General features: G+C 64.8%; 24 protein-coding genes. 8 read left to right on the top strand and 16 right to left on the bottom strand.

Translation table 11 applies throughout. The annotated features are described in order from the left end of the window. Positions 1 to 128 precede the first annotated feature (128 nt). The 6 genes from OF385_RS03580 to OF385_RS03555 all read right to left on the bottom strand — a co-directional run bounded on the left by OF385_RS03580 (position 129) and on the right by OF385_RS03555 (position 9,439). Positions 129 to 1,217: a BMP family lipoprotein gene (locus tag OF385_RS03580; protein WP_264277018.1), complete on the bottom strand. Its 1,089-nt coding sequence runs from the start codon at positions 1,215 to 1,217 to the stop codon at positions 129 to 131. A 287-nt stretch (positions 1,218 to 1,504) separates the two neighbouring features. Continuing rightward, positions 1,505 to 2,701: an amidohydrolase gene (locus tag OF385_RS03575; protein WP_264277017.1), complete on the bottom strand. Its 1,197-nt coding sequence runs from the start codon at positions 2,699 to 2,701 to the stop codon at positions 1,505 to 1,507. 142 nt (positions 2,702 to 2,843) lie between these two features. Beyond that, complete coding sequence (locus OF385_RS03570; RefSeq protein WP_264277016.1) at positions 2,844 to 4,403, bottom strand: GMC family oxidoreductase; 1,560 nt, start codon at positions 4,401 to 4,403, stop codon at positions 2,844 to 2,846. Between the two features lie 10 nt (positions 4,404 to 4,413). Then, positions 4,414 to 5,928 carry an aldehyde dehydrogenase family protein gene (locus OF385_RS03565; RefSeq protein WP_264277015.1) on the bottom strand — a complete coding sequence of 505 codons (1,515 nt, stop codon included), beginning with the start codon at positions 5,926 to 5,928 and terminating at the stop codon, positions 4,414 to 4,416. Then, the gene (gene betT, locus OF385_RS03560) at positions 5,925 to 8,099 is read right to left on the bottom strand and encodes a choline BCCT transporter BetT (RefSeq protein WP_413468079.1); all 2,175 of its coding nucleotides are present in this window, start codon (positions 8,097 to 8,099) and stop codon (positions 5,925 to 5,927) included. Before betT ends, OF385_RS03565 begins: the two co-directional genes overlap by 4 nt. A 224-nt stretch (positions 8,100 to 8,323) precedes the next feature. After that, the gene (locus OF385_RS03555) at positions 8,324 to 9,439 is read right to left on the bottom strand and encodes a mannose-1-phosphate guanylyltransferase (RefSeq protein WP_264277014.1); all 1,116 of its coding nucleotides are present in this window, start codon (positions 9,437 to 9,439) and stop codon (positions 8,324 to 8,326) included. Between the two features lie 246 nt (positions 9,440 to 9,685). Between OF385_RS03555 and sdhC the strand changes: the two genes are divergently transcribed. From sdhC to OF385_RS03530, 5 genes are all read left to right on the top strand, one after another. Then, on the top strand, positions 9,686 to 10,099 hold the full coding sequence (sdhC, locus tag OF385_RS03550) for a succinate dehydrogenase, cytochrome b556 subunit (protein WP_370736825.1): 414 nt from the start codon (positions 9,686 to 9,688) through the stop codon (positions 10,097 to 10,099). Between the two features lie 3 nt (positions 10,100 to 10,102). Then, positions 10,103 to 10,549 (top strand): succinate dehydrogenase hydrophobic membrane anchor subunit, encoded by a 447-nt coding sequence (locus OF385_RS03545; RefSeq protein ID WP_264277013.1) that lies wholly within the window; start codon positions 10,103 to 10,105, stop codon positions 10,547 to 10,549. A 57-nt stretch (positions 10,550 to 10,606) separates the two neighbouring features. After that, entirely contained in the window at positions 10,607 to 12,394 is a 1,788-nt protein-coding gene (gene sdhA / locus OF385_RS03540; RefSeq protein WP_264277012.1) for a succinate dehydrogenase flavoprotein subunit, read from the top strand. Continuing rightward, the gene (locus tag OF385_RS03535) at positions 12,394 to 13,176 is read left to right on the top strand and encodes a succinate dehydrogenase iron-sulfur subunit (RefSeq protein ID WP_264277011.1); all 783 of its coding nucleotides are present in this window, start codon (positions 12,394 to 12,396) and stop codon (positions 13,174 to 13,176) included. The genes sdhA and OF385_RS03535 overlap by 1 nt, the downstream gene beginning before the upstream one ends. 127 nt (positions 13,177 to 13,303) lie before the next feature. Then, the gene (locus tag OF385_RS03530) at positions 13,304 to 14,761 is read left to right on the top strand and encodes a catalase (protein WP_264277010.1); all 1,458 of its coding nucleotides are present in this window, start codon (positions 13,304 to 13,306) and stop codon (positions 14,759 to 14,761) included. Between the two features lie 43 nt (positions 14,762 to 14,804). On the opposite strand, the gene OF385_RS03525 is transcribed toward OF385_RS03530, so the two are convergent. The 5 genes from OF385_RS03525 to OF385_RS03505 form a co-directional block, all read right to left on the bottom strand. Next, complete coding sequence (locus OF385_RS03525) at positions 14,805 to 15,311, bottom strand: 2'-5' RNA ligase family protein (RefSeq protein ID WP_264277009.1); 507 nt, start codon at positions 15,309 to 15,311, stop codon at positions 14,805 to 14,807. Beyond that, a complete protein-coding gene (gene trpS / locus OF385_RS03520; RefSeq protein ID WP_264277008.1) occupies positions 15,311 to 16,327 on the bottom strand; it encodes a tryptophan--tRNA ligase in 1,017 nt (338 codons plus the stop codon). The genes OF385_RS03525 and trpS overlap by 1 nt, the downstream gene beginning before the upstream one ends. A gap of 10 nt (positions 16,328 to 16,337) precedes the next feature. After that, on the bottom strand, positions 16,338 to 17,153 hold the full coding sequence (locus tag OF385_RS03515; RefSeq protein ID WP_413468142.1) for an exodeoxyribonuclease III: 816 nt from the start codon (positions 17,151 to 17,153) through the stop codon (positions 16,338 to 16,340). A 115-nt stretch (positions 17,154 to 17,268) separates the two neighbouring features. Continuing rightward, positions 17,269 to 17,766, bottom strand: coding sequence for a hypothetical protein (locus OF385_RS03510; protein WP_264277006.1), 498 nt, complete (start codon positions 17,764 to 17,766; stop codon positions 17,269 to 17,271). A 69-nt stretch (positions 17,767 to 17,835) separates the two neighbouring features. Further along, positions 17,836 to 18,618 carry a GAP family protein gene (locus tag OF385_RS03505; protein ID WP_264277005.1) on the bottom strand — a complete coding sequence of 261 codons (783 nt, stop codon included), beginning with the start codon at positions 18,616 to 18,618 and terminating at the stop codon, positions 17,836 to 17,838. Between OF385_RS03505 and OF385_RS03500 the strand changes: the two genes are divergently transcribed. Together OF385_RS03500 and OF385_RS03495 are read left to right on the top strand one after the other, a co-directional pair. Continuing rightward, positions 18,578 to 19,882: a sensor histidine kinase gene (locus tag OF385_RS03500; RefSeq protein ID WP_264277004.1), complete on the top strand. Its 1,305-nt coding sequence runs from the start codon at positions 18,578 to 18,580 to the stop codon at positions 19,880 to 19,882. The genes OF385_RS03505 and OF385_RS03500 overlap by 41 nt on opposite strands. Continuing rightward, positions 19,879 to 20,535 (top strand): response regulator, encoded by a 657-nt coding sequence (locus OF385_RS03495; RefSeq protein ID WP_264277003.1) that lies wholly within the window; start codon positions 19,879 to 19,881, stop codon positions 20,533 to 20,535. Before OF385_RS03500 ends, OF385_RS03495 begins: the two co-directional genes overlap by 4 nt. Here the strand turns inward: OF385_RS03495 and OF385_RS03490 are convergent. Both OF385_RS03490 and OF385_RS03485 read right to left on the bottom strand, forming a co-directional pair. Further along, positions 20,483 to 20,839, bottom strand: coding sequence for a VOC family protein (locus OF385_RS03490; RefSeq protein WP_128469636.1), 357 nt, complete (start codon positions 20,837 to 20,839; stop codon positions 20,483 to 20,485). The two genes, OF385_RS03495 and OF385_RS03490, sit on opposite strands and share 53 nt — an antisense overlap. Positions 20,840 to 20,871: 32 nt before the next feature. Continuing rightward, entirely contained in the window at positions 20,872 to 21,771 is a 900-nt protein-coding gene (locus OF385_RS03485; RefSeq protein ID WP_264277002.1) for a LysR family transcriptional regulator, read from the bottom strand. Positions 21,772 to 21,886: 115 nt separating this feature from the next. Between OF385_RS03485 and OF385_RS03480 the strand changes: the two genes are divergently transcribed. Further along, the gene (locus OF385_RS03480) at positions 21,887 to 23,272 is read left to right on the top strand and encodes an MFS transporter (RefSeq protein WP_264277001.1); all 1,386 of its coding nucleotides are present in this window, start codon (positions 21,887 to 21,889) and stop codon (positions 23,270 to 23,272) included. A gap of 79 nt (positions 23,273 to 23,351) precedes the next feature. Here the strand turns inward: OF385_RS03480 and OF385_RS03475 are convergent, their stop codons facing one another. From OF385_RS03475 to OF385_RS03465, 3 genes are all read right to left on the bottom strand, one after another. Further along, positions 23,352 to 23,594, bottom strand: coding sequence for an SHOCT domain-containing protein (locus OF385_RS03475; protein WP_264277000.1), 243 nt, complete (start codon positions 23,592 to 23,594; stop codon positions 23,352 to 23,354). Positions 23,595 to 23,722: 128 nt separating this feature from the next. After that, a complete protein-coding gene (locus OF385_RS03470) occupies positions 23,723 to 24,430 on the bottom strand; it encodes a response regulator (protein WP_264276999.1) in 708 nt (235 codons plus the stop codon). Continuing rightward, positions 24,427 to 25,545 carry a sensor histidine kinase gene (locus tag OF385_RS03465; RefSeq protein ID WP_264276998.1) on the bottom strand — a complete coding sequence of 373 codons (1,119 nt, stop codon included), beginning with the start codon at positions 25,543 to 25,545 and terminating at the stop codon, positions 24,427 to 24,429. Before OF385_RS03465 ends, OF385_RS03470 begins: the two co-directional genes overlap by 4 nt. Positions 25,546 to 25,576: the final 31 nt, after the last annotated feature.

Raw genomic sequence — 25,576 nt, 5'->3', positions numbered from 1 at the left:
TTCATAGTTCGTTGTGCGAGGTAGTTTAGCCCGTTGGCCGTGTTGGCCTCTAGGCATTCATAAAGCGCGTCACCGGCTCGCCGTGCAACGGCAAGCGGTGACGCGCTCGATGGATCAGGCGCCAAAGGCTACTTTGGGCTGGCAGCCGATTCGACCTTCAGGTCACCGGAGATGATCTGTGCCTTCAGGGCTTCGATCTCCTTCTTGGTGTCCTCGCCGATGGCGGAGTCGAAATCGTGGAATGGTGCCAGTGCGACACCTTCGTTTTCCAGGGTGCCGACATATGGGGTGGCGTCGAAGTTGCCCTCGGCGTCAGCCTTGATCACGTCTTCAACAGCCTGGTCCATGGTCTTCACGACCGAGGTCAGCATGTATTCCTTGTAATCAGGTGCGGTCAGGTAGCCATCGGAGTCAACCCAGATGAGCTTGGCCTCTTCGCCGCCCTTGTTGGCTTCGGCCACTGCAGCGCCAGCGCCCTTGCCCACTGGGCCGGCCACAGGCATGATCACGTCGGCTCCGGCCGAGATGAAGTTCTTGGTGATCTGCTTGCCCTTGTCCTGCTTTTCGAAGTCGCCGGAGAAGGTGCCGTTCTGCTTCTTCTTGTCCCAGCCCAGCAGCTTGACGTTCTCGCCCTTGTCCTCGTTGAACTTGGCAACGCCATCTGCGAAGCCGTCCATGAAGATGGTGACCGTAGGAATCTGGATGCCGCCGAAGGTTGCGACGGTTCCGGTCTCGGAAGCTGCTGCTGCTGCGTAGCCGGCGAGGAAGGCAGCCTGAGCCGTGTCGTAGATGATCGGCTTGACGTTCTCGATGTTCTTTTCGTACTGGTTATCGACGATGGCGAAATGCGAATCCGGGTTCTTCGCTGCGGCATCTGCGGTAGCGTCAGCCAGCAGGAAGCCCACGGTGACGGTCAGGTTGCAGCTTGCGCCCATCATGCCCTGGAGGTTGGTGGCGAAGTCGGCGTTGGACTTCGACTCGGCTTCCTTGATGGTGATGCCCAGGTCCTTTTCGGCGTTCTTCAAGCCGCGGTAGGACGACTCATTGAAGGACTGGTCGTCGAATCCACCGGAGTCGGAAACGATGCAGCCAACGTAATCGGGGTATTTGCCAGCTGAGCTGGACTCTTCCGGTGCAGCGCCGCAGGCGCTCAAAGCCAAAGCCGAGATGCCGAGCATGGCCGTGGCCACACCGGTCTTGCGCGATACGAAGCGCATCTATTCCTCCAAAAGTCGTGCGAGATCATGTGGGAGTTCAGACACCAGCCACCCTTGCAAGGCATCGTTGCCTAGGCCTTACGCGAGCACGCCTCAAGTCTTGGCTTCCCCATCGTTTCCATAGCCTATCGGAGATATGTCACAGGTAAAGACGATAAAGATTACAAACAGATAACTAAGCGGCTTCAAAACGGCAAGCGCTTAACGTCAAAGCCCAAGTCACTCAAAGAATTGCGAAAGTGTCAAAGACTAGTTAAAAAGTTTTTGAGTTTACTGTGGCCAACACGCTATTTGGTATTGGCTTCGCGAACAGCCCGCATGGCGGCCGCGGTCATGATGCGCACGCCGATGCCAATGCAGGATTCATCAGGCATGTAATCCCCGCGGTGCAGGTCATAGGTCTTGCCGCCCGGGGTCCGGGTGCCCAGGCGCAGCATGGCCCCTGGAACCTTCTGGGTCATCCAGGCGAAGTCCTCCCCGCCCATGGACTGCGGAGTCAGCTCGATCGCGTCCGCGCCGAACTCGCGACGTGCCGCATCCTCGATCAGCGCCGTCTCTGCCGGGGCGTTCACCACCGGCGGCACGCCGCGGGTGTGCTGCAGCTTGATTTCCACGCCATACGGCGCAGCGATCTGGCGTACCGCGTTGTCCAGCAGCTCGCCCGCCTCGTACCAGATGTCCCCGTCGAGGCAGCGCATGGTTCCGGCAAGGTAGCCGGTGGCAGGGATGGCGTTCGGGGCGCTGCCGGCATGGATTTGTCCCCACACCACTGACACCGCCGAACGCACGTCGACCTTTCGGCCGAGCACCGCAGGGACCTGCGTGGCGATCTGGCTCATGGCAAAAACGATGTCTTCGGTCAGATGCGGACGCGAGGTGTGCCCGCCGCGCCCGTTGACTTCGATGCGGATGGTGTCGCTGGCCGAGGTGATCGCGCCGATGCGGGTGCCGATATGCCCGGCATCGATCCTCGGGTCGCAGTGCAGCGCCAGCACGCGTGGCACTTCGTCAAGCAGTCCCTGTTCTATCACCGACAGCGCGCCGCCTGGCAGCTTTTCCTCGGCCGGCTGGAAGATGACGCGGACGCGTCCATTCAGCAGGCCCGCCTCATCGAGCTTGCCCAGGGACAGGGCGACGCCCAGCATCACCGTGGTGTGGATGTCGTGGCCGCAAGCGTGCGCCACTCCCTCGACCAGGGAGGCGTACTCCAGGTCGGTTTCCTCGATGACCGGCAGGGCATCGATATCCGCGCGGAAGGCAATCCGGATCGGCCCCTGCCCGATATCGACAAAGGCGCCGGTGCTGGTCATCTTCTGCGGCGAGAGCCCGGCGGCCTGCAGCGTTTCGAGGATGCGTCGAGTCGTTTGGTGTTCCGCAAAGGACAGTTCCGGATTCCGGTGCAGCTCGCGCCGGAAGTCGATCAGCTGATCGATTAACGGCTCGGTGAAGTCGCTGACGGAGGCAACATTGTCATATTCATTCACGGTGGACACCTTTCGAAGATACTCGTCCAACAGCTGCAGATAACAGTTCTTCGTAATGTTTGGCCACAGCGCGCAACAGTTCAGCGCACGCAACTGGTGGTGGCCACCGGTTTCCCGATGGCCACCACCAGTGTTTCACGCCCTAGTTTTCGCGGATCAGCTCAGCGCAACGCTCGCCAATCATCATCACCGTGATATTCGGGTTGACCGTGACCAGCTCCGGCATCACCGACGCATCGGCGACACGCAATCCGCTCACGCCCTTGACCCGCAGCTGAGGATCCAGCGGGCTCAGCTGATCATCCTCAGCCCCCATGCGCACCGTGCCGGCCGGGTGGTACACGGTGTTGTGGGTGCGCTTGATGTAGTCGAAGATCTCTTCATCGCTCTGCGTCTGCTGTCCCGGGAACTGCTCTTCCCCGGCCCACTCGCCCAGCGCAGACTGCGCCACGATCTCGCGGGCCTTGCGGATCCCGGCGATCATCACCCGGGCGTCATGCCCTTCGGCGTCGGTGAAGTACCGCGGGTCGACCTTCGGCTTGTCGCGGAAATCGCAGCTGCGCAGCCGCACGGTTCCCCTCGACTTCGCATGGGTGACGTTCGGGGTCAGGCAGAAGGTGTTCTCGCCGGTCGGGTAGCCCTGGCGCAGGGTGTGCATGTCAAAAGGCACCGAACCGTAGTGCATCATCAGATCCGGGCGGTCCAGGCCTTCCCGGGTCGGGGTGAAGATGCCGATCTCCCACCACTGGGTGGAGGTTTCGGTCATCGGCTGCTTCGCCTCCCACTGGATGACCCCCTCGGGGTGATCCTGCAGGTGCTCGCCCACGCCCGGGGCGTCGACCAGGACCTTGACACCCACGGATTCCAGGTGCTCGGCGGGGCCGATGCCCGAGAGCATCAGCAGCTTCGGCGAATCGATGGCTCCGGCGCTGAGCACCACCTCGCGCCGGGCAGTGAGCGTCGTGGTCCGTCCGAACGCGCCGTCCACCACGTCAACGCCGGTGCAGCGCTTGTCCTGGTCGAAGTTCAGCTTCCTGGCCTGCAGGCCGGTGAGCAGGGTGAAGTTCTCGCGCTGAAGGATCGGGTGGATGTAGGAGACCGACGACGAGGAACGGGTGCCATCGGCACGGCGGTTGATCTGGAAGAAGTTCGCCCCGTTGAGCACCGTCTGGTTGTTGTTGAACTTGGCGCGCGGAATGCCCGCCTGCTCGCAGGCATCCAGCAGGGCCACGCCGCATGGGTCATTGGCCGGCACATTCATCAGCTTCACCGGACCGCTGTCCCCGTGGTGCGGGGCATCGGGGCCTGCATCCTCATTGGTTTCCAGCTTCTTGTAGAGCCGGTAGGCCATGTCGGAGTTCCAGCCGGCCGCGCCGAACTTCGACTCCCACTCATCGATGTCCTCGCGCGGGGCCCAGAAGGCGATGCACGAGTTATGGCTGGAGCAGCCGCCCATGACCTTGGCGCGGGCGTGGCGCATGAACGAGTTGCCGTTCTCCTGCTCCTCGATCGGGTAGTCCCAGTCGAGGCCCGATTCCAGCAGCTCCATCCACCGGTCCAGCTGGAGCACTTCATCATGATTGCGGTCGTCGGGACCGGCCTCCACGAGGGCCACCTGCACCGATGGGTCTTCACTCAGCCGCGCTGCGACCGCTGCTCCGGCAGAACCGCCGCCGATAACGATGTAATCGAATTCCTGCACTGTGCTCTCCTTACTTGAACCAACCGGTGACCTGCGGGGCCAGGTTCTGGTAGATATGCTTGGCTTCCTGGTATTCGCCCAGCCCGGTGGGGCCCAGCTCGCGGCCTACGCCCGACTGGCCGAAGCCGCCCCATTCGGCCTGCGGCAGGTAGGGGTGGAAGTCGTTGATCCAGATGGTGCCGTGGCGCAGCCGGGCGGCCACGCGCTGGGTCTTGGACGCGTCCTGGCTCCACACCGCTCCGGCCAATCCGTAGTCGGTGTCGTTGGCGATCCCCACCGCCTCGTCTTCGGTGCTGAAGGTTTCCACGGTGACCACCGGCCCGAAGGCTTCGTCCACGACCACCGACATGCCGCGGGCGACCTGATCCAGCACGGTGGGCAGGTAGAAGCTGCCCGACTCCAGGCCGGCGCCGTCTTCGGCGGTGGCCCGCCGTCCGCCGCAGCGCACGCGCGCCCCCTCGGCAATGCCCGCCTGCACATAGGCGTCCACCTTGGCCAGGTGGTCTTCGGAGATCAGCGCGCCGGTTTCGGCGTGCTCATCGAACGGCAGGCCGATGGTGATCTGCCGTGCCCGGCGCACCAGCTCGTCGACGAACTTCTCGGCGATGGTTTCTTCCACTACCAGCCGGGCGCCGGCCGAGCAGACCTGGCCGGAGTGCACGAAGGCAGCATTCAGCGCATTGTCCACCGCGGCGTCGAAGTCGGCATCGGCGAAGATGACGTTCGGGTTCTTGCCGCCTAGTTCCAGCGCGACCTTCTTCACCGTGCCGGCAGCGGCCGCGGCCACCTTGCGGCCGGTGGCCAGGCCGCCGGTGAAGGACACCAGGTCGACGTCCCGGTGCTCGGAGAGGATCGCGCCGGCTTCGGCACCGGTGCCGGTCACCAGGTTGGCCACGCCCGCTGGCAGGCCCAGCTCGTCGAGGATCTCCATCATCAGGATCGCGGTGGAAGGGCTGAGCTCTGCCGGCTTGAGCACGAAGGAACAGCCGGCAGCCAGCGCCGGGGCGATCTTCCATGCCGCCTGGAGCAGCGGGTAGTTCCAGGGGGTGATCATCGCGGCCACGCCCACCGGCTCGTAGCTGATCCGGCTGAGCACGTTCGCGTCTCCCGCGTCCACCAGGCGTCCGGCGTCCGCTCCGGCCAGCTTGCCGAAGTAGCGGAAACAGGCGGTGATGTCATCCATATCAATTTCGGATTCCACCAGCCGCTTGCCGGTGTCCAGGGTTTCGGCCAGCGCGAATTCGTCCTTGCGCTCCACCAGCTTCTGGGCGACCTTCAGCAGGAAGTCGCCGCGTTGCCCCGCGGGCACCTGCGACCACACTCCGGAGTCGAAGGACGTGCGGGCCGCGGCGATGGCGCGCTCGGAGTCGGCCTGGCCGGCCTCGGAGACCGTGGCGACCTGGACGCCGTTGGCCGGGCAGGTGATCGCACGGGTGGAGCCGCTGCTGGCTGCTTCGAAGACGCCGTTGATGAACAGCGTCTGCCCGCCGTGCAGGCGCGGATTCTGGTTGCTTGGAAAACTCATGCTTCCTCTTCTTTCGGGGTCGTTTCAAAATCTGCTTCCCAGTGCGTCTTGGCGGCGCCGCTGGCATTGATCTGGCTCGGGCCGGCAAGTTCGGTCTGGGTTTCGAGGAACACCAGATGCGCTTCGTACTGGTCCAGCACATCGCAGATCAGCTGCTCCTTGGTCAGCCCCATCAGGTCGTAGCCGTGGCTTCCTTCCTGCGAGAAGACCTCGATGCGGTAGTAGACGTTCTTGCCCGAGGAAACCCGGGCAAAACTTGGCACCGGCAATTGCACCGGATAGACCTGGTACTTGAACGGGCGCTCGGCGCCATTGGCCACCACCAGGTCCAGCGAATTCAACTCCAGGTGATCCACCGGCTCGACCTGCAAGGCGACCTGCGCACCGCGGACGGTGAATTCCTCGCTGACTTCCTGCAGCGCCGGCAGGGCGAGCTCGGCCAGGAATTTCTCCGCCGAGCGATGCCCCGGATAGGTCATGGCCCGCGTCATGCGCTGTTTCCAATTGCGCCGATCCGCGGTGGATCCCATGCGGCTGGAGAGCACCTTGTGCATGTTGTTCTGGTAGCTGTCGGCCAGCGCGGTTTCCAACCGCAGGGACTTGAACAGGCCGAGCATGATGAACACCAGGACGAAGGAGAACGGCAGGCCCATGATCACCGTGGCTCCTTGGAGGGTGGGAACCCCGTCCACAAAGAGCATGCCCAGGGTCAGCAGGCCGGTGGCCAGCGACCAGAACAGGCGCACCGGCTTGGATCCGTCGGCCTGCGCATCTTTCAGGTGCGAGGTGAAATTGGCCATCACCAGGGCACCGGAGTCGGCGCTGGTGACGTAGAACAGCAGCCCGGTGAAGGTCGCGATCGCCGCGGTGATCGGTGCGCCTGGCAGCTGCTCGAGCAGCGAGTAGAAGGCTCGTTCCGGGGTATTCATGGCCACCTCGCCGAAGGCGGCGTTGCCGGAGCGGACCAGCTCCAGCGCGCTGTTGCCGAAGATCGAGATCCACAGCAGGATGAATGCGAAGGGAACCACCAGCACGGCGATGACGAACTGGCGGATGGTGCGGCCACGGGAGATCCGGGCCAGGAACAGGCCGACGAACGGCGCCCAGGCGATCCACCAGGCCCAGAAGAACAGCGTCCAGCCGTTCAGCCACTGATCGGGCCGGTCGTAGGCGAAGGTATCCAGCGCCATCGAGGGGAACATCGCGATGCTGTCGCCGATGTTGTTCACGATGCCATCGAAGAGGTACGCGGTGGAACCGGCGATCAGCACGAAGAGCATCAGCGCGATGCACAGCAGCACGTTGAGCTCGGAAAGCCGGCGGATGCCTTTCTCGACACCGGTGAGCACCGAGACCGTGGCCATGATCACGGCGATGACAATGAGGATGATCTGCCATGAGCGGTTTTCCGGGATGCCGAACATGAAATTCAGGCCGTAGTTCAGCTGCGCCACCCCGATGCCCAGCGAGGTCGCGATGCCGAAGATCGTGCCGAGCATCGCCGCGATGTCCACGCTGTGCCCGATCCAGCCTTCGGTGCGCTGGCCCAGGATCGGGTAGAGGGCCGAGCGGATGGACAGCGGCAGGTTGTGGCGGTAGGCGAAGTAGCCCAGCGCCAGGCCGATCAACGCATACAGCCCCCAGCCGAGCAGGCCGTAGTGGAACAGCGTCCAGGCCATCGCCTGGCGCGCGGCCTGCACGGTCGAGCCCTCGATGGCTGGCGGCGCCAAGTATTGTGTCACCGGTTCGGCGACCGAGAAGAACATCAAGTCGATGCCGATGCCGGCGGCGAAGAGCATCGCCGCCCAGGTGAACATGTTGAAGGTCGGCCGTGAGTGGTCTGGGCCGAGCCGGGTCTTGCCGACCTTGGAGATCGCGATGCCCACCACGAAGACCAGGACGGTGACAACAATCAGGGTGTAGTACCAGCCGAAGTTCTTGCCGATCCAGGCCACCGTGGCGGTGATGACGCTGCTGGCCGACTCGCGGTCGATCATCGCCCACAGGGCGATAGCCAGCACCAGCAGGGCCGAGCCGAAGAACACCACCTTGTTGATGCGGGTTCGATCAGCGTCGGGCGGTCCGGGTGGCCCGCTGCTCGCCAGCGGGTTGTTGTTCATCCGGCTATTTTCGGGCATGGACGATTCAGGACTCATCTTGGCCGTAGTCATACCGTCCAACGTATCAACCCGGCACAGATCGCCGGACCCGCCCGCGCGCAGCGAGTTTTATTTATGCCTGCAGACGTACAAAATAGTTCAAGATAAACAACAGGTCAAAGCGGTTTTACCGAAGTATTCAGTTAGAAATTCACAAACCAGTCACGACAGATCACACCGAGACACGCCACGGTTTCGAAAGGCGCATCCCGGCGTGAACACCAGCGGCGGCTAGCCTAGAGCACCTCGGTGGCCCCGTCGGCCTTCAGCGCCTCGACGGTCTGCTTCACCTTCTGCGCGTGCTCTTTGGTGGTCACCAGCAGCGCGTCAGCGGTATCCACCACCACGACATCCTCGATGCCCACCAGCGCGATCACCCGCGGGCGATCCGAGTAGACCACGCCGGTGGCGTTATCGGCATAAACGCGCACCTGCTTGTCGCCGAGGTTGATGATCCCTTCCTCGGCACTGGCCTTGTTCAAGCGGCCGATCGCGGCGAAATCGCCCACGTCGTCCCAGTTGAAGACCCCGGGAATCACTGCCACGTCGCCGGCTTCGGCGGCAGGCTCGGCCACCGCGTAGTCGATGGCGATCTTCGGCAGGCCCGGCCAGATCTCGCGCATGAGCTCGTCGCGGCGATCGGTGTCCCACGCGTCGGCGATCTGCATCAGGCCCGAGTACAGCTGCGGCTCATTGGCTTCGAGGTGCTTGAGCATCAGCCTGACCGGAGCGACGAACATGCCGGCGTTCCAGAAGAACCCGCCGGCCGCCAGGTACTTGCGGGCAGTGTCCTCGTCGGGCTTCTCCACGAACTCCACGACGCCGCGCGCGGTCGGCGCGTTGGGCACATTCAGTGGTTCACCGGTGCGGATGTAGCCGAAGCCGGTGGACGGGTGGGTGGGGTGGATGCCAATGGTCACGATCTTGCCGGTTGCGGCGGTATGGATCGCTTCGCTCAGCGCGGCCTGGAAGACTTCCACCGGCTCGATCACCTGGTCGGCGGCGAAGGAGCCCATGATGATATCGGGGTTGCGGCGGTAGAGGATGGCGGCAGCCAAGCCGATGGCGGCGGCCGAGTCGCGCGGCTCCGGCTCAAGGACCAGATCCTCGTCGCACAGCTCGGGAAGCTGGCTCACGACGGCTCCGCGGTGGGCCCGCCCGGTGACGACCATGATGCTTTCGCCTGCCAGCGGCACCAGCCGGTCATAGGTGGCACGGATCAGGGTTGACCCCGACCCGGTGAGATCGTGCAAAAACTTGGGAGCGGATGCCCTGGACAGGGGCCACAATCGGGTACCGACACCTCCGGCGGGAATCACGCCGTGGAATCTGGATAATAGGTCTGCATTCACGCATTCCAGACTAGTTCATCCGGTGGATAATCCGGCCCATCAACATCTGGCAAACACCGGAAATACGAAATGCATCCATGTGTTATTACGAGCGGAATTTCAACCATTGAGCGCATTTTCACGGCGATTCGGTGAACCTCCTCACACGAACTCGACACGAAATAGATTGCAGTGCATCAAGTGGTTTAGACTCGCACAAGGAACGCTCGCACAAGTGCGTCAAATCTCATTGTGTGCAATATACACATGCGCCGTTGCGAGCCTTGGAGGTTTAGTTCAGTGTCGAAGACTTCGTCAGGCACCCTATACCGCGGCCATGAAGGCATGTGGTCCTGGGTGGGACACCGAGTCACCGGTGTCGTTATTTTTCTCTATCTGCTGGTGCACGTGCTGGACACGGCCATGGTCCGCGTTGACGCCAATGCATATGACGCAATCATCAGCACCTATCAGACCCCGTGGATGGCGTTGGGTGAAACCGGCCTGGTTGCCGCAATCCTCTTCCACGCATTCAACGGTCTGCGTTTGATCCTGGTTGACTTCTGGAAGCAGGGCACCAAGTACCAGCGCCAGATGCTCTGGGGTGTTCTGATCCTCTGGGTTATCGTCTTCGCGGGCTTCGCAATCCGTCACCTGTCGATCGCATTTGGGAGCCACTAAGCCATGAGCGTTTCTATTCCTGCTCCGCGCAGCCAGCGCATTGATCCTAAGTACAAGCGCGGGCCAAAGTCCCGCGGCAGCTTCGAGATGCTGGCTTGGCTGTTCATGCGCCTGTCCGGCGTTGTGCTGATCGTTTTGATCTTCGGCCACCTCTTCGCAAACCTCATGGTCGGAGAAGGCATCTCCGGCATCAGCTTCGGCTTCGTCGCCGGCAAGTGGGCCTCGCCAATCTGGCAGTTCTGGGACCTGGCTCTGCTGTGGCTCGCCATGCTCCACGGCACCAACGGTGTTCGCACCATCATCAACGACTACGCAGAGAAGCACGCAACCCGTGCGTGGCTCAAGGGCATCCTGTACGTCGCAACGATCTTCATCATCGTGCTCGGTTCCCTGGTGATCTTCACCTTCGATCCATGCGTAGCTGGCAGCCAGCTGCAGCAGTGCTTGTGAAACTCCCCTAGTTTCAGCCGATAGCCAGATAGATTTTTAGAAAAGAGAGCATCAAGAATGCAGGTACATAAGTACGACGTAGTCATCGTCGGTGCCGGTGGTGCAGGCATGCGTGCAGCGATCGAATCCGGTCAGCGCGCACGCACCGCAGTGCTAACCAAGCTTTACCCAACCCGCTCGCACACCGGTGCAGCCCAGGGCGGCATGTGCGCAGCGCTTGCCAACGTCGAGGAAGACAACTGGGAATGGCACACCTTCGACACCATCAAGGGTGGCGACTACCTGGTTGACCAGGACGCAGCCGAGGTCATGGCCAAGGAAGCCATCGACGCCGTGCTCGACCTGGAAAAGATGGGCCTGCCCTTCAACCGCACCCCTGAGGGCAAGATCGACCAGCGTCGTTTCGGTGGCCACACCCGCGACCACGGCAAAGCCGCCGTGCGCCGCGCCTGCTACGCAGCAGACCGCACCGGCCACATGATTCTGCAGACCCTGTACCAAAACTGCGTCAAGCACAACGTCGAGTTCTACAACGAGTACTACGTGCTCGACCTGCTGATGGTTGAAGAGGATGCCTACCGCGAGGACGGCACCGCCTACAAGCAGAAGCGCGTCGCCGGCGTCGTCTCCTACGACCTGGCCACCGGCGAACTGCACGTCTTCCAGGCCAAGTCCGTGGTCTTCGCCTCCGGCGGCGCCGGCAAGGTCTTCAAGACCACCTCCAACGCCCACACCCTGACCGGCGACGGCATGTCCATCGCCTTCCGTTCGGGTCTGCCGCTGGAGGACATGGAATTCTTCCAGTTCCACCCAACGGGCCTTGCAGGCCTGGGCATCCTGCTCACCGAGGGTGCCCGCGGCGAAGGCGCGATCCTGCGCAACTCGGATGGCGAGCGCTTCATGGAGCGCTACGCCCCGACCATCAAGGACCTCGCGCCTCGTGACATCGTGGCCCGCGCCATGGCCAACGAAGTGCGCGAAGGCCGCGGTTGCGGTCCTAACAAGGACTACGTGCTGCTGGATCTGACCCACCTGGAGCCAGAGCACATCGAATCCAAGCTGCCTGACATCACCGAATTCGCCCGCACCTACCTGGGTGTGGAGCCATTCACCGATCCAGTGCCGGTGTACCCCACCGCGCACTACGCCATGGGTGGCGTGCCGACCAACATCAACACCGAGGTGCTGCAGGACAACGACACCGTCGTTCCTGGCCTGTTCGCCGCCGGCGAGGTGGCCTGCGTTTCGGTGCACGGCTCCAACCGCCTGGGCACCAACTCCCTGCTGGACATCAACGTGTTCGGCAAGCGTGCCGGTGTGGCTGCTGCCGAGTACTCCAAGACCGCCGACTTCGTCGAGCTGCCAGAGAACCCGGAAGCATTCGTCACCGCCCAGATCGAAGGCGTGCTCAGCGGCAACGGCACCGAGCGCGTCTCCGACCTGCGCTCGACCCTGCAGGAGACCATGGACGCCAACGTCCAGGTGTTCCGCGACGAGCGTTCGCTGAAGGAAGCCCGCGACGTGATCGAGGATCTGCGCCGCCGCTACAAGAACATCAGCGTCCAGGACAAGGGCAAGCGCTTCAACCTGGATCTGCTCGAAGCCATCGAGCTGGGCTTCCTGCTCGACTTGGCCGAGGTCATCACCGTCGCGGCCCTGCACCGCAAGGAATCCCGCGGCGGCCACTACCGCGAAGACTTCCCGAACCGCGACGACGAGAACTTCATGAAGCACTCGATGTCCTACCGCGATGGCGAAGCCGTCACCGAGGACATCAAGGGCATCCGCATGGAGACCAAGCCAGTGGTCTTTACCCGTTACCAGCCAATGGAGCGTAAGTACTAATGAGCACCGAACTGCCAGAACCAGCGTCAAAGATCGAGCTGAAGCCAGGTGTTGGCGGCGGCGGAGAAATCCCAAGCTTCGACATCACCCTGCGCGTTCGCCGCTACCTGCCAGAGGCCACCGCGGATGCCTACTGGGAAGACTTCAAGCTGACCATGTACGGCACCGACCGCGTGCTCGATGCCCTGCACAAGGTCAAGTGGGAACAGGACGGCACGCTGTCCTTCCGCCGCTCCTGCGCCCACGGCGTCTGCGGCTCCGATGCCATGCGCATCAACGGCCGCAACCGCCTGGCCTGCAAGACCCTGCTCAAGGACCTGGACACCACCAAGCCGATCACCGTTGAAGCCATCAAGGGCCTGCCCCTTGAAAAGGACCTCATCGTCGACATGGAACCGTTCTTCCAGTCCTACCGCGAGATCATGCCATTCCTGATCTCCAAGGGCCACGAGCCAACCAAGGAACGCTACCAGTCCGCCGAGGACCGCGAGCGCTTCGACGACACCACCAAGTGCATCCTGTGCGCTGCGTGCACCAGCTCCTGCCCAGTATTCTGGACCGATGGCCAGTACTTCGGCCCAGCTGCAATCGTGAACGCACACCGCTTCATCTTCGACTCCCGCGATGATGCCGGCGACATGCGCCTGGAGATCCTGAACGACAAGGAAGGCGTGTGGCGCTGCCGCACCACCTTCAACTGCTCCGAAGCATGCCCACGCGGCATCCAGGTGACCAAGGCGATCGCCGAGGTCAAGCAGGCAATCCTCTCGCGCACCGTCTAAGACCTGCGCTCAAGAGCCCGGACCATTCCTGAGGATTTGGTCCGGGCTTTTTGCATGCCTTTAGTTCCTCGGCCAGCTATGGCAGGGTGGGCAGTACCCGCCCTTCCCCGCACAGCAAGGAGCACTCATGGCAAGCAACCAGAAACCGGAATCCACCACCCAGGCCGGCATCAAGGCAGCCAGCGACCGCAACTCGCTGACCGTCGGCGCCGATGGTCCCATCGTCTTGCACGACCACCATCTGATCGAGACCCTGCAGCACTTCAACCGGATGAACGTGCCCGAACGGCGCCCGCACGCCAAGGGTGCCGGGGCCTTCGGCGAATTCGAAACCACCGAGGACCTCTCCGCGTACACCAAGGCCGCCCTGTTCCAGCCCGGGGTGAAGACCGAGACGCTCATGCGCTTCTCCACCGTCGCCGGGGAGCTGGGCTCCCCCGACACCTGGCGCGACGTGCGCGGCTTCGCAATGAAGTTCTACACCACGGAGGGCAATTTCGACCTGGTCGGGAACAACACCCCGGTGTTCTTCGTGCGCGACCCGATGAAGTTCCCGCACTTCATCCGCTCGCAGAAGCGGCTGCCCGATTCCGGGCTGCGCGATGGCACCATGCAATGGGATTTCTGGACGCAGAATCCAGAGTCAGCCCACCAGGTCACCTACATCATGGGCCAGCGCGGCCTGCCCAAGACCTGGCGCGAGATGAATGGCTACGGCTCGCACACCTACATGTGGGTCAATGCCGCCGGCGAAAAATTCTGGGTCAAGTACCACTTCCTGAACAAGCAATCCGAGAAGTTCGAGACCATGGGCGGGGCGCAGGCCGAGGAACTAGCCGGATCCGACGCCGATTTCCACCGCCGCGACCTGTTCGACGCGATCGCGTCCGGCAATTTCCCGCAGTGGGACCTGTACGTGCAGATCATGCCCTACGAGGAAGCCAAGACCTACCGGTTCAACCCCTTCGACCTGACCAAGGTCTGGTCCAAGAAGGACTACCCGCGGATCAAGGTCGGCACCATGACGCTGAACCGGAACCCGGAGAACTTCTTCGCGCAGATCGAGCAGGCCGCCTTCTCCCCCGGGAACATGGTCCCGGGCATGGGCATGAGCCCGGACAAGATGCTGCTGGGACGCAATTTCGCCTATGCTGACGCGCAGCGCTACCGCATCGGCACCAACTTCCAGCAGCTGCCGGTCAACCAGCCGAAGTGCCCGGTGCACTCCTACAACTTCGAGGGCAATATGACGTACGAGCACACCGGCGATCGCCGCGTCTACGCGCCGAACTCCTTCGGTGACTCGTGGAGCGATGACACCGGTCCGGCGGAGACATCCTTCGAAGCCGACGGCGAACTGGTCCGCGAAGCCTACACGCTGCGCAGGGACGACGGGGACTTCGTCCAGCCCGGCATCCTGGTCCGCGAGGTGATGGACGATGCCCAGCGCGCTGAACTGGTGCAGACGGTCACCGAGGCATTGGACGGTGTCATCGAGCCGGTGCTGTCCAACGCGATCGCGTACTGGAAGAACATCGACGCGGACACCGGAGCGAAGATCGAGGCCAACGTGCGCGCCGAGTAGCGAAAGGAAAAACGCCAGCCGCGAGGCTGGCGTTTTTCCTTTTCTAGGACCCCAGGTCGATGTCCTCGCTGAGGTTCCATTGCCCGCCGCGGGTATCGAAGAGCTGCACCCGATCCGCCTCGAACACCATGTCCGTTGTGGACAGCGCCGCCTGCGCGGCATCCAATTGCGCGGCCGGCACGTCCTGCGCGATGGTCAGGTGCGGATGGTAGGCGAAGGACGATTCGTGCCGCAGCGCATCACCCAGCAGCCGCCGGTGCAGCGCCCAGCAGTGATCGGCCCCGGAAAGCAGCGGCAGGTACACCACGTCGCTGGCCGGGCGGAAAGTGCGTGCCGCGCCCAACTCGATGGTGAACGGCTTCGTGCCCGACGCCACCTGGCGCACCTGCGCGGCGGCCTGCTCCCAGGTATTGAGGTAGGACCCGGACACCAGGGTGATATGCGGGGCGATCGGCTCGGTGGCCGCTCCCCCGAATTCCTGGCGCCACGCGCGCAGGGCATCCCGGTGCGGTTGCGGCACCGGGATCACGACGCCCAGGGTGTATTCCATCAGATTCCCAGCGGCGGCAGGAAGCCGACCTTCTGGTAGACATCGGCCACGGTCTTCGAGGCCACTTCGCGGGCCTTGGTGGCGCCAGCCAGCAGCAGGCGGTCCAGCTCAGCCGGATCGTCGAGCAGCTCCAGGGTGCGGGTGCGGATCGGGGTCAGGCGCTCGACCACGGCATCGGCCACGGCCACCTTCAGGTGCCCGTACATCTTGCCCTCGAACTCGGTGACCAGCTGGGGCACGTGCTTGCCGGTCACGGCGGCCAGGATATCCAGCAGGTTCGAAACGCCCGGCTTCTCTTGCTTGTCGTAGGCGACAACGCTGCCAGCATCGGTGACCGCTGACTTGATGCGCTTGGCGATCTGCTTGGGCTCGTCGAGCACGTTGATCAGGCCGGCCGGGGACTCGGCGGACTTGGACATCTTGGAGGTCGGGTTCTGCAGGTCGTAGATGCGCGCGCCCTCCTTCGGGATGAACGCCTCGGGCACCACGAAGGTTTCGCCGAAGCGGTGGTTGAAGCGCTTGGCCAAATCGCGGGCCAGCTCCACATGCTGGCGCTGGTCGTCGCCCACCGGCACGCCCTGCGGCTGGTAGAGCAGGATGTCCGCGGCCATCAGGATCGGGTAGGTGAACAGCCCGACGCTGGCGGCATCCGCGCCGCCCTTGGAGGACTTGTCCTTGAACTGGGTCATGCGGCTGGCTTCGCCGAAACCGGTGATGCAGTTCAGCACCCAAGCCAGCTGCGCGTGCTCGGGGACCTGCGACTGGACGAACAGCGTGGAGCGTTCCACGTCGATGCCGCCGGCGATGTACTGCGCGGCGGTGACGCGGGTGCGGTTGCGCAGGTCTTCGGGGTCCTGGGCCACGGTGATCGCGTGCATGTCCGGGATGAAGAAGAACGAATCGAACTCGTCCTGGGCCTTGACCCAGTTGACCAGTGCGCCCAGGTAGTTGCCAAGGTGCAGCGAATCAGCCGATGGCTGCATGCCGGACAGGACGCGGGGACGGGTGGTTTGCATGGAAATCCTTCTAGAACTGGTAGTCGACGACCAGCGGTGCGTGGTCGGAGAAGCGCACGTCGTAGGCGGAGGCACGGTCCACGTGGGACTTGATGGCCTTGCCGGCCAGGGCGGGCGTGGCCATATGGTAGTCGATGCGCCACCCGGCGTCGTTGTCGAAGGCCTGCCCGCGGAAGGACCACCAGGTGTAGGGGCCCTGCACATCACCGGCCAGTTCGCGCGCCACGTCCTTGTAGCCGATTTCCGGGCCGAAGAAGCCGTCGAAGTAGGCGATCTCCTCGTCCATCACGCCGGCGCGCTTATTGTGGTTCGGCTTCCAGTTCTTGATGTCCTTTTCGGTGTGCACGACGTTCAGATCGCCCACCACCAGGACGTGGTCCTTCTCGTTTTTCAGCTCGACCAGGCGCACGTTCATGCGCTGCAGGAAGCGGTACTTGTCGTCCTGCTTCTGCGTGCCCAGCTCGCCGGAGTGCACGTAGGCGGAGACCACGGTGAAGATCTCGCCGTTGACCTCGAAGTCCGCTTCAACCCAGCGCCCGGATTGCGCGAAGTAGTCCTCGCCGATGTTTTCGCGCACGGCGACCGGCTGCGTGCGAGAGAGCACCGCGACCCCGGCGCGGCCCTTGTCCTTGGCCTCGGCGTGCAAGATGAACCAGCCCTCGCCGATCAGATCGCGCAGCACCTGATCCGGTGCGCGCACTTCCTGCAGGCACAGGATGTCCACGTCGCGGGCGGCGATCCAGTCGGCCATATTGCGCTTGTAGGCGGCGCGAATGCCATTGACGTTGACCGACGCGACGCGCAGTGCGCCGGCGTCCTTGCTCAGAATTTCCACGCTGGTAGGTATCACCTAACCAGCTTACAAAATTCTGCGCCTGATTACGCGCTGATCACCCCTGAGCCGAAAGAGAAAGGGCAACGCATCTGCGTTGCCCTCGAAGCTAGTCGATGATTTCGCCGTCCATCGGCGTGGCCGGCTTGATCATGTCCCGCGCATTGGCCGCGGTCATCTGGATCGTCTCCAGCGCCCGGTCGATCATGCCCTCGGACTCGGGGCCCTTGGCCTCGCGCTGCTCGGAAATCACCCGGGCCTGCACCTGGACGATCTTGAACGAGTGGTCCAGCTTCATATCGCGCTGGCTGGTGGATTCATCCACCACAACCGTGCCGGACTGGGCACGTGGGGTGGCCGCGGCGGTCGCCTCGCGCAGCGAGTTGTTGATCTTCTCGGCCCCGCGCTTGAGGCCGAACATCATGAAGGCGGCCAGCAGCAGCCAGCCGGCGGAGATGACGACGACAAACCAGCCGACGATCTCATTGGAGTTGGCGGCGAAGACCACTGCCACCAGAAGGACGATGACCATGACGGACATTGCCAAAGTTGAGGCGTTGAGGGTGACTTTTTTGCCCTGCTTCGCGCTGCTGCCTAGAGGTTCCATAGCACCAATTCTCGCACCACCTGCCCACCGCAGGCCAATTGGCGGCCCGCGCTTTCGCCCACAGCGTGGCTAGCCGAACAAGCTGTGCAGATCCTGCCCGGAAAGCGATGCGCGAATCAGCAGGAATCCGCCAATGCCCACCACCCAGCCCAGGGTTTCCTGGGCGTAGGCGCCGGCTTTGTCCCCGAGCTTTTGCATCCAGAGCTCGATCCGTGCGCCGGCCAGCGCACGGGCGCCAACCAGCGCCAAGGCAGGCACGATCATCACCAGGCAGTAGCCGGCCAGCGCGAGCAGCTGCACGCTGGTGCCCCACCCGGCGCCCTGCATCACGCCGACGGCCGCCAGGTAGGGCAGCATCGTGGGAAGCTCCAAGAGGCCCGCGAACAGGGCCAGGGCGATCAACCCGGTGCGGGTATCCAGTGCGGCGCCCACCCGGCCGCGCAGCCGCCGCGGCACCTGCTCGGTGGCCGCCGTTGATTCCGGGGCGCGGGCTTCGGGCCCCGCGCCAACGCGCGCCGCGGCTTTCTTCCGGGCGCTGGCAGCCTTCTGCGCGTCGGTGCGGTAGGCCAGCGCCCAGATGACCATCAGCGCGCCAATCGCCATCCCTGCCAGCCGGACCAGCCGGTGCTCGAAGAAGCTGGGGTCGATGAGCAGCAGCCCGCTGCGCATCAGCACCCCGATGACCCAGTAGAACCCGGCGATGACCAGCAGGTAGGCCAGCACCTTGGCGATGGCCTCACGGCGCCCGCGCAGCAGCAGCCACAGCGGGATGACCAGGGTGCCGATGCTCGTCGAGTCGATCAGCGCCAGGATGACCAGGGAAAGTTCGGGATGGCCCGTGATGATGTCCATGGTTTCCACTCTTCCGCGCCTCGCTGCAACGCGGTATCGGCCAGTGGTCTGCGCTATCTCCTCCTTAAGGGGGATACCCGGCGGGCAGGGCGTCGGGGATGCTGGAAGCATGAACTTCCTTCGGCGGCTGGGCAGCGGCGACAAGGAGCCCGAGGTCGCCGGCACCTATCTGGTGCTGACCGTGGTACTGCACCTGGCCGGGCTGTCCAACCCGCCGTGGATCGCGATCCGCGGCTACGAATGGATCCCGCTGCTGCTGATCGGCCTGGCCGCCGTGCTGCTGCGCCGCCGGTTCCTGCTCGCCAGCACGCTGATCATGCTGCTGTGCGGCGTGGGCCTGCTGGCGGTGGGCAGCATCGGCGGGTACTTCCTGGTGTTCGAGTGCGTCTTCGGCCTGTTCCTGCTCGGCTCAGCCCGGGTCCGGACGGTGGCCTTCGCGCTGCTGTGCCTGGCCGCCATCGTGCTGGCCATCGCGACGTGGCTGGTCAGCGGCAATCCGCAACAGGTGGTGCTGGGCCTGTTCATGGCCGGCTTCATCCTGTTCACCCCGATGCTCTGGGCGCAGAATGTGCGCACAGCCAAGGACCTGGCCACGGCCGAAGCCCAGCGGGTCCAGGCGGTGCAGCTAGCGGCGGCGGCCCGAGAAGACCAGCTGGTGGCGGAGCATGAGTTCTCCCGGGTCCAGGAGCGCACCGCGCTGGCCCGCGAGATGCATGACGTGCTTTCGGCGCGGTTCTCCTCGATCGCACTGCTTTCCGGCGCGCTGCTGCCCGCGGCGCCCGATGCAGTGCGTGCCCCGCTGCAGGGCATCCGCGACGAGTCGGTGTCCGGGCTGCAGGACATGGCCGAAATGGTGCGGATGCTGCATTCGGGCGGGCCTGCGCTGCAGGCGCGGATCGAGGATGTGCCCGAGCTGGTGGCAGGGTTCGGCAGCCCGGTGCGCTGCGAATACCGGGTGGCGCAGCCGCAGCGCTTCTCCCGGGCTGTGCACACTGCCGCGCACCGCACGGTCGCCGAGCTGCTGGTCAACCATGCCAAGCATGCCCCGGGCACCGAGCTCGAGCTGCGCGTGGTCCAGGACCGTCACCTGGCCATCACCGCGCGCAACCCTCGGGGCCGGGATGCCGGGTCCACCCCGGGCGCCGGGACCGGGCTGGAGAACATCAAGACCCGCGTCGCGGCGCTGAACGGTCGTTTCGAGCTGCGCAGCGGCGCCCAGTTCGCGGTGCATGTGCAATTCCCGGAAGCAACGGAGGACGAATGAAAGTGCTGATCGTCGATGACCATGCCACCGTCCGCATGGGCATCCGGCTGGTGCTGCAGGCCGCCGAGGACCTGGAGGTCGTCGGCGAGGCGGCGGACGGGCGTTCGGCCCTGTCCATGGCCCGGGCCCTGTCCCCCGACGTGGTCCTGATGGACCTGCGCATGCCGGTGCTCGATGGCATCGAGGCCACCAAGGCGCTGCACGAGAAGCACCGGGTCGTGGTGCTCACGACCTTCGACGACGACGAATACCTGTTCGGCGCATTGCAGGCCGGCGCGCATGGGTTCTTGCTCAAGAGCGCTCAGCCGCAGGAGATCATCTTCGGCGTGCGGGCCGCCGCGCGCGGCGAATCGGTGCTGGATCCGCAGGTGACTGCACGGATCCTGGCCCGGGCGCTGGCCGTGCCCGAGGCCGCGGCGCTGCCTGAGCTCACCGGCAGGGAACGCGAGGTGCTGCAGGGCATCGGCGAAGGGCTGAGCAATCCGCAGCTGGCGCAGCGCCTGGGCATCGGGCAGAGCACCGTGAAGACGCACGTCTCCCAGGTGCTGGCCAAGCTCGGGGTCTCCACGCGGCTGCAGGCGGCGAGGATCGCCTACGGGGCTACCAGCTCACCAGGCAGAACGGGTGGTCCTGCGGATCCAGGTACACCCTGAAGGTCTTGGTGCCTTCGCCGGTGGCCTTGGCACCCAGGTGCAGCACCTGCTCCTCAGCCAGATCCAGGTCGGCGACTTTGACGTCGATATGCGCCTGCTGCGGGTGCACATGCCCGGGCCATTGCGGGGCCACGTACGGGCTGACCGCTTGGAAGGCGAGCGCAGGATGATCCGGGGCATCGCCAATGGAGACCCAGTCGGGCTCGTTGTCGATGCGCACCATTCCGAGGAGCTGTTCATAGAATCCGGCCAGTGCATCGGGGTCCTCGCAGTCGATGACCATGGCCTGCCATGTGCCAATCATGTGGCCATTATCCGCGCGGCGACGGCCCGCGTCTACCAGGACTCAGCCATTGCGCAGGTGCAGTGCTCGATCAGCGCCTGCACGCGGGCCGGGATGCGCACTCCCCTGGGCGTGATCGCCACGACCGCGTTGGGGTAGTTCGGCGCCTTGAGCTCGCGGAAGGCCAGCGGCCGGCCCTCCACGGAGACTTCGGCGTTGTTCGGGCGGCGCATGAGCAGCCCGTAGCCCAGCCCGCGCCCGACCATGGCGGAGACCAGGATCATCTGCGGGACGGCGGCGGTGATCTTCGGGACCAGGCCCTGGGAGGCGAAGAGCTGCATCTGGTGCTCGGTGCTCGGTTCGGACTCGTACATGATCAGCGATTCCGCGGCCAGGTCGGCCAGTTCCAGCGGCCGCTTCAGCTTGGCCAGCCGGTGCTCGGGGTGCAGCACCACCTGCATCTCGGTCTGGTAGATCGGCTGCTTGTCCATGTCGGCGGGCAGCTGCAGGTCGTAGACGAAGGCGACGTCCAGCTCCCCGTTGCGCAGGGCAGGCAGCAGCTCGTCATGGGTTCCCACCCGCACATCGAGCTGCACCTCGGGGTGGTCGAACCCTTCCAGGGTAGCCGGGATCAGGTGCGGGGAGAGCGAGGCGAAGCAGCCGAAGCGGACCGGTCCGCGCAGCGCGCCCTCGGTTTGCGGGAAGGTGGCGCGCAGTTCGCCGACCTCGGCCAAGATCTTGCGGGCCATCTGCGCGAAGTGATGCCCGGAGGCGGTGAGCGAAAAACCGTGGGCCTTGCGGCGCAGGCACAGGCTCTCCCCTGCCTGCCTTTCGATCGCGGTGATGGCCTGCGACAAGGCCGATTCGGAGATGCGCAATTCGCTGGCGGCCGAGCCCAGGGTGCCATGCCCGGGCAGCTCGGCCATGATTTCCAAATGGCGCATCGAATACATAAGCCCACCTTCAGAAGTTCTGCAGATAATTGAAGTTTACCTTACCTGTATCGGGTGTCACACTGAAGTGATCCACAACGCAGGGGCGATGGGCCCCGCTCGCAAGGGAAGCTACATGAGCACAGCACACGCCGCCAAGGCGAACCAACGACGCGTCGCCTTCGCCACCGTCATCGGCACCACCGTTGAGTGGTACGACTTCTTCATCTACGCCACCGCCGCCGGCCTGGTCTTCTCCCAGCTCTTCTTCGAACCGGCCGGCCAGGAGATCGCGCTGCTGATCTCCTTCGCCTCGGTCGGCCTGTCCTTCCTCTTCCGTCCGCTCGGCGCGTTTCTGGCCGGGCACTTCGGAGACAAGATCGGCCGCCGCGCCATGCTGGTACTCACCCTGGCCCTGATGGGCGCCTCCACCACGCTGATCGGCGTGCTGCCGACCTACGAAACCGCCGGACTGTGGGCGCCGGTGCTCCTGCTGCTGCTGCGCATCCTGCAGGGCATCTCCGCCGGCGGCGAATGGGGCGGCGCGGTGCTGATGGCCGTGGAGCACGCCCCCGAAGGCCACCGCGGCCGTGCCGGCTCCTACCCGCAGGTCGGCGTGCCGCTGGGCATGCTGCTCGCCTCGGGCACCATGGCGCTGATGACCGGCGTGATCTCCCCCGGCGAGGCCTTCATGGCCTGGGGGTGGCGCGTGCCATTCCTCGTGTCGATCGTGTTGATCCTGGTCGGCTACTTCGTGCGCCGCGCCGTGGACGAATCCCCGGTCTTCGAAGAGATCGCCGAGCACAAAGCGCAGACCAATGTGCCGATCCTGGTGCTGTTCAAGAAGCACTGGCCGCTGGTGATCATCGCGGCCCTGGTGTTCGCCGGCAACAATGCCGCCGGGTACATGACCACCGGCGGATTCTTCCAGTCCTACACCACCGATCCCGAGGGCCCGGTGGGCCTGGAGCGCACCGACGTGCTCGTGGCGGTGGCCTTCGGTGCCGCCATCTGGCTGATCATGACCCTGGTGGCCGGATTCCTGGCTGACAAGATCGGGCGCAAGCGCACCTACCAGCTGGGGTTCATCATCCTTGCCATCAGCCTGTTCCCGGTCTTCGCCCTGGTGAACTCCGGCTCGCTGGGCCTGCTCTACCTGGCCTTCGGCCTGTTCTCCATCGGCCTGGGGCTCACCTACGGCCCGCAGGCGGCCCTGTACTCCGAGCTCTTCCCTGCCTCGGTGCGCTTCTCCGGGGTCTCGATCTCCTACGCGATCGGCGCGATCGTTGGTGGAGCTTTCGCACCGACCATCGCCCAGGCACTGGTGCAGGCCACCGGCGGCACCACCGCCGTGGCCGTCTACCTGCTGATTGTTGTTGCGATTTCCTTCACCGCGGTCACCCTGATCCGCGACCGCTCCGGCATCGATTTGTCCTTCCGCAACCAGGCCGAGCAGGAAGTCGGCGCGCTGGTCTTCGACAAGCGCCGTGCAGATGCCGCAATGGCCACCCAGGACGCCTAGGCACCGCTGAGGCCTAGTCCTCGACAAAGCCCGGTGGCCCGTTTTCGAACGGGCCACCGGGCTTTTCTGCTTCGACTTCCTACTTCACTTTGGTGCGCAGCACCTCCAGGCGCTGGCGGTACTCGGTCTCGTCGATCTCGCCGCGGGCGTAGCGTTCGCGCAGTACCGATTCGGCGCCGGCCGCTGGCTGGACATGCCGACGGCGGGCAGTGAAGATGATCAGGCCGATGAGCAGGATCCAGAAGATCGGGATCAGGATGAACCAGCCCGGGCCGTGCCCGTAATGCGCTGGCATGGCCGAGAGGATCAGTGCGGTAGTCATGATTGCTCCTTGTGTCTTTCGGGGCCTTGCTGCCCCATGACTCCACTCTCCCGCGCAGCGTGGGTTCGCGCGTCGGCCTGCGGAAGCCACTTGCCGTACTCCCTGCGCAGGCCCGGCAGCGCGTGCGCCTACTCCCTGGGCGTCCCGGGGGTGAGCAGCCCGGATTCGTAGGCGAGGACCACCAGCGAGGTGCGATCGCGCACGGCCAGCTTGCCGATGATCCGCGAGACGTGGGTCTTGGCGGTGAGCGGGGTGATGAACAGCGCCGCGGCGATTTCCGCGTTGGTCTTGCCCAGGCCGATATGCACCAGCACCTCGCGTTCGCGCGCGGTCAGCTCCTGCAGCCGGTGGGCTTGGGGCAGCGTGGCCTGCGGGGTGCCGGAGGCGACCTGGGCCAGCAGCTTGCGGGTCACCGAGGGCGAGAGCAGCGAATCCCCGCCGGCCACCACGCGCACCGCCTCGATCAGCTGCGCCGGTTCGGTGTCCTTGACTAGGAACCCGCTGGCGCCGGCGCGGATCGAATCGATGATGTAGTCATCGAGTTCGAAGGTGGTCAGCATGATCACCCGTGTGGCATCCAGAGAGGGGTCTGCGGTGATGGCGGCGGCCGCCGCGATCCCGTCCCCGTGGGGCATGCGGATATCCATCAGCACGATGTCAGGTTTTGCCTCGCGGGCAAGCTGCACCGCTTCGGTGCCGCTGCCGGCGGTGCCGAGCACCGCCATGTCCTCTTCGGCGGAAAGCAGCGCGCTGAATCCGGCGCGGATCAGCGACTGGTCATCGACAATGATCACGCCGATCTGCTTAGGTTCGGATGTCGTGGGCGTCTGGCTCATGAGGCCTCCTGGGGTGCCGGGATGCGCACGGTGATCGCGGTGCCGGGACGGGCAGCGCCGGGCAGGTTCGCCGGGCCGAGGGAAACCGTTCCGCCGAGCTGCTGCACGCGTTCGCGCAGCCCGCGCAGGCCGTTGCCTTCTTCGGCGGCGGCCATGCCGATGCCGTCATCGGCAACGGTGACTTCTGCCTGCGTATCGTCCGCGGCGAAGGTGATGGCTGCCCGGGTGGCGTGCGCGTGGCGGACGATATTGGTCAGCGATTCCTGCACCACCCGGTAGATGGTGTTCTCCACGCGCTCATCCAGCCAGCCCGGCAGCTGGTCCGGCGCTTCGTATTCCACCGCCAGCTCGCCGGAGGACACGCGGGACACCAGCTGCGGCAGCTGCGCGATGCGCTGGCTGGGGATCCGCGGCGCATCGTGGCGCAGCACCGAGAGCACCTCGCGTACCTCGGCGAGCGCATGGGAGGAACCGGACTTGATGTTTCCCAGCGCTTCGATGAGCTGCTCCGGGTCGGGGTCCTTGACCGCCAGATGCAGGGCCACCGAGGCCTGCACGTTGATCATGGACAGCGAGTGGGCCACCACATCGTGGATGTCGCGGGCCAGCACCAGCCGTTCCTCGTCGCGTTCGTGCCGGCGGCGTTCGGCCTCGGCCTTGCGCCGGTCCTCGCGGCGGTTGCGCCCCGCCCTGGCGAGCTCGCCGATGAGCAGCAGCACCACCAGCCAGGCCAGCAGCAGGTAGATCCGCTGCTCGGCATGCTGCGCGGCCAGCAGCCAGGCTCCGGCACCGAATGCAACGGCAGCGCCCCACGCCCACCAGCGGGCACCGGACACTACGGCAATGACCAGGGCGGCCAGCAGGCTGAGCAGGAAGGGCCCGAACGGGAATCCGGCGGCCAGGTAGGCCAGCGCAATGATTGCTGCGCCGGCGGCCATGGGGCCCGGAGCCCGGCGGCGCAGCAGCAGCAAGGCCGGGCCGGCCAGCAGCAAGAGGATTGCCGTCAGCGGCAGGGCCCGGCCCTGGTGCGCGGCGACAGCGCCCGTGCCGGCGAGCTGGATCACCGCCACCGCGACGGGCAGGATGGCCAGCGGCGGGCGTCGACGGGTGCTCATGAACCGAGGATACTCCGGGCGCCGACTTTGC

This window comes from Glutamicibacter sp. JL.03c (assembly GCF_025854375.1).
Taxonomy (GTDB): domain Bacteria; phylum Actinomycetota; class Actinomycetes; order Actinomycetales; family Micrococcaceae; genus Glutamicibacter.
The sequence above is the reverse complement of the archived record's forward strand: the minus strand, read 5'-3'. Positions and strand labels throughout refer to the sequence as shown.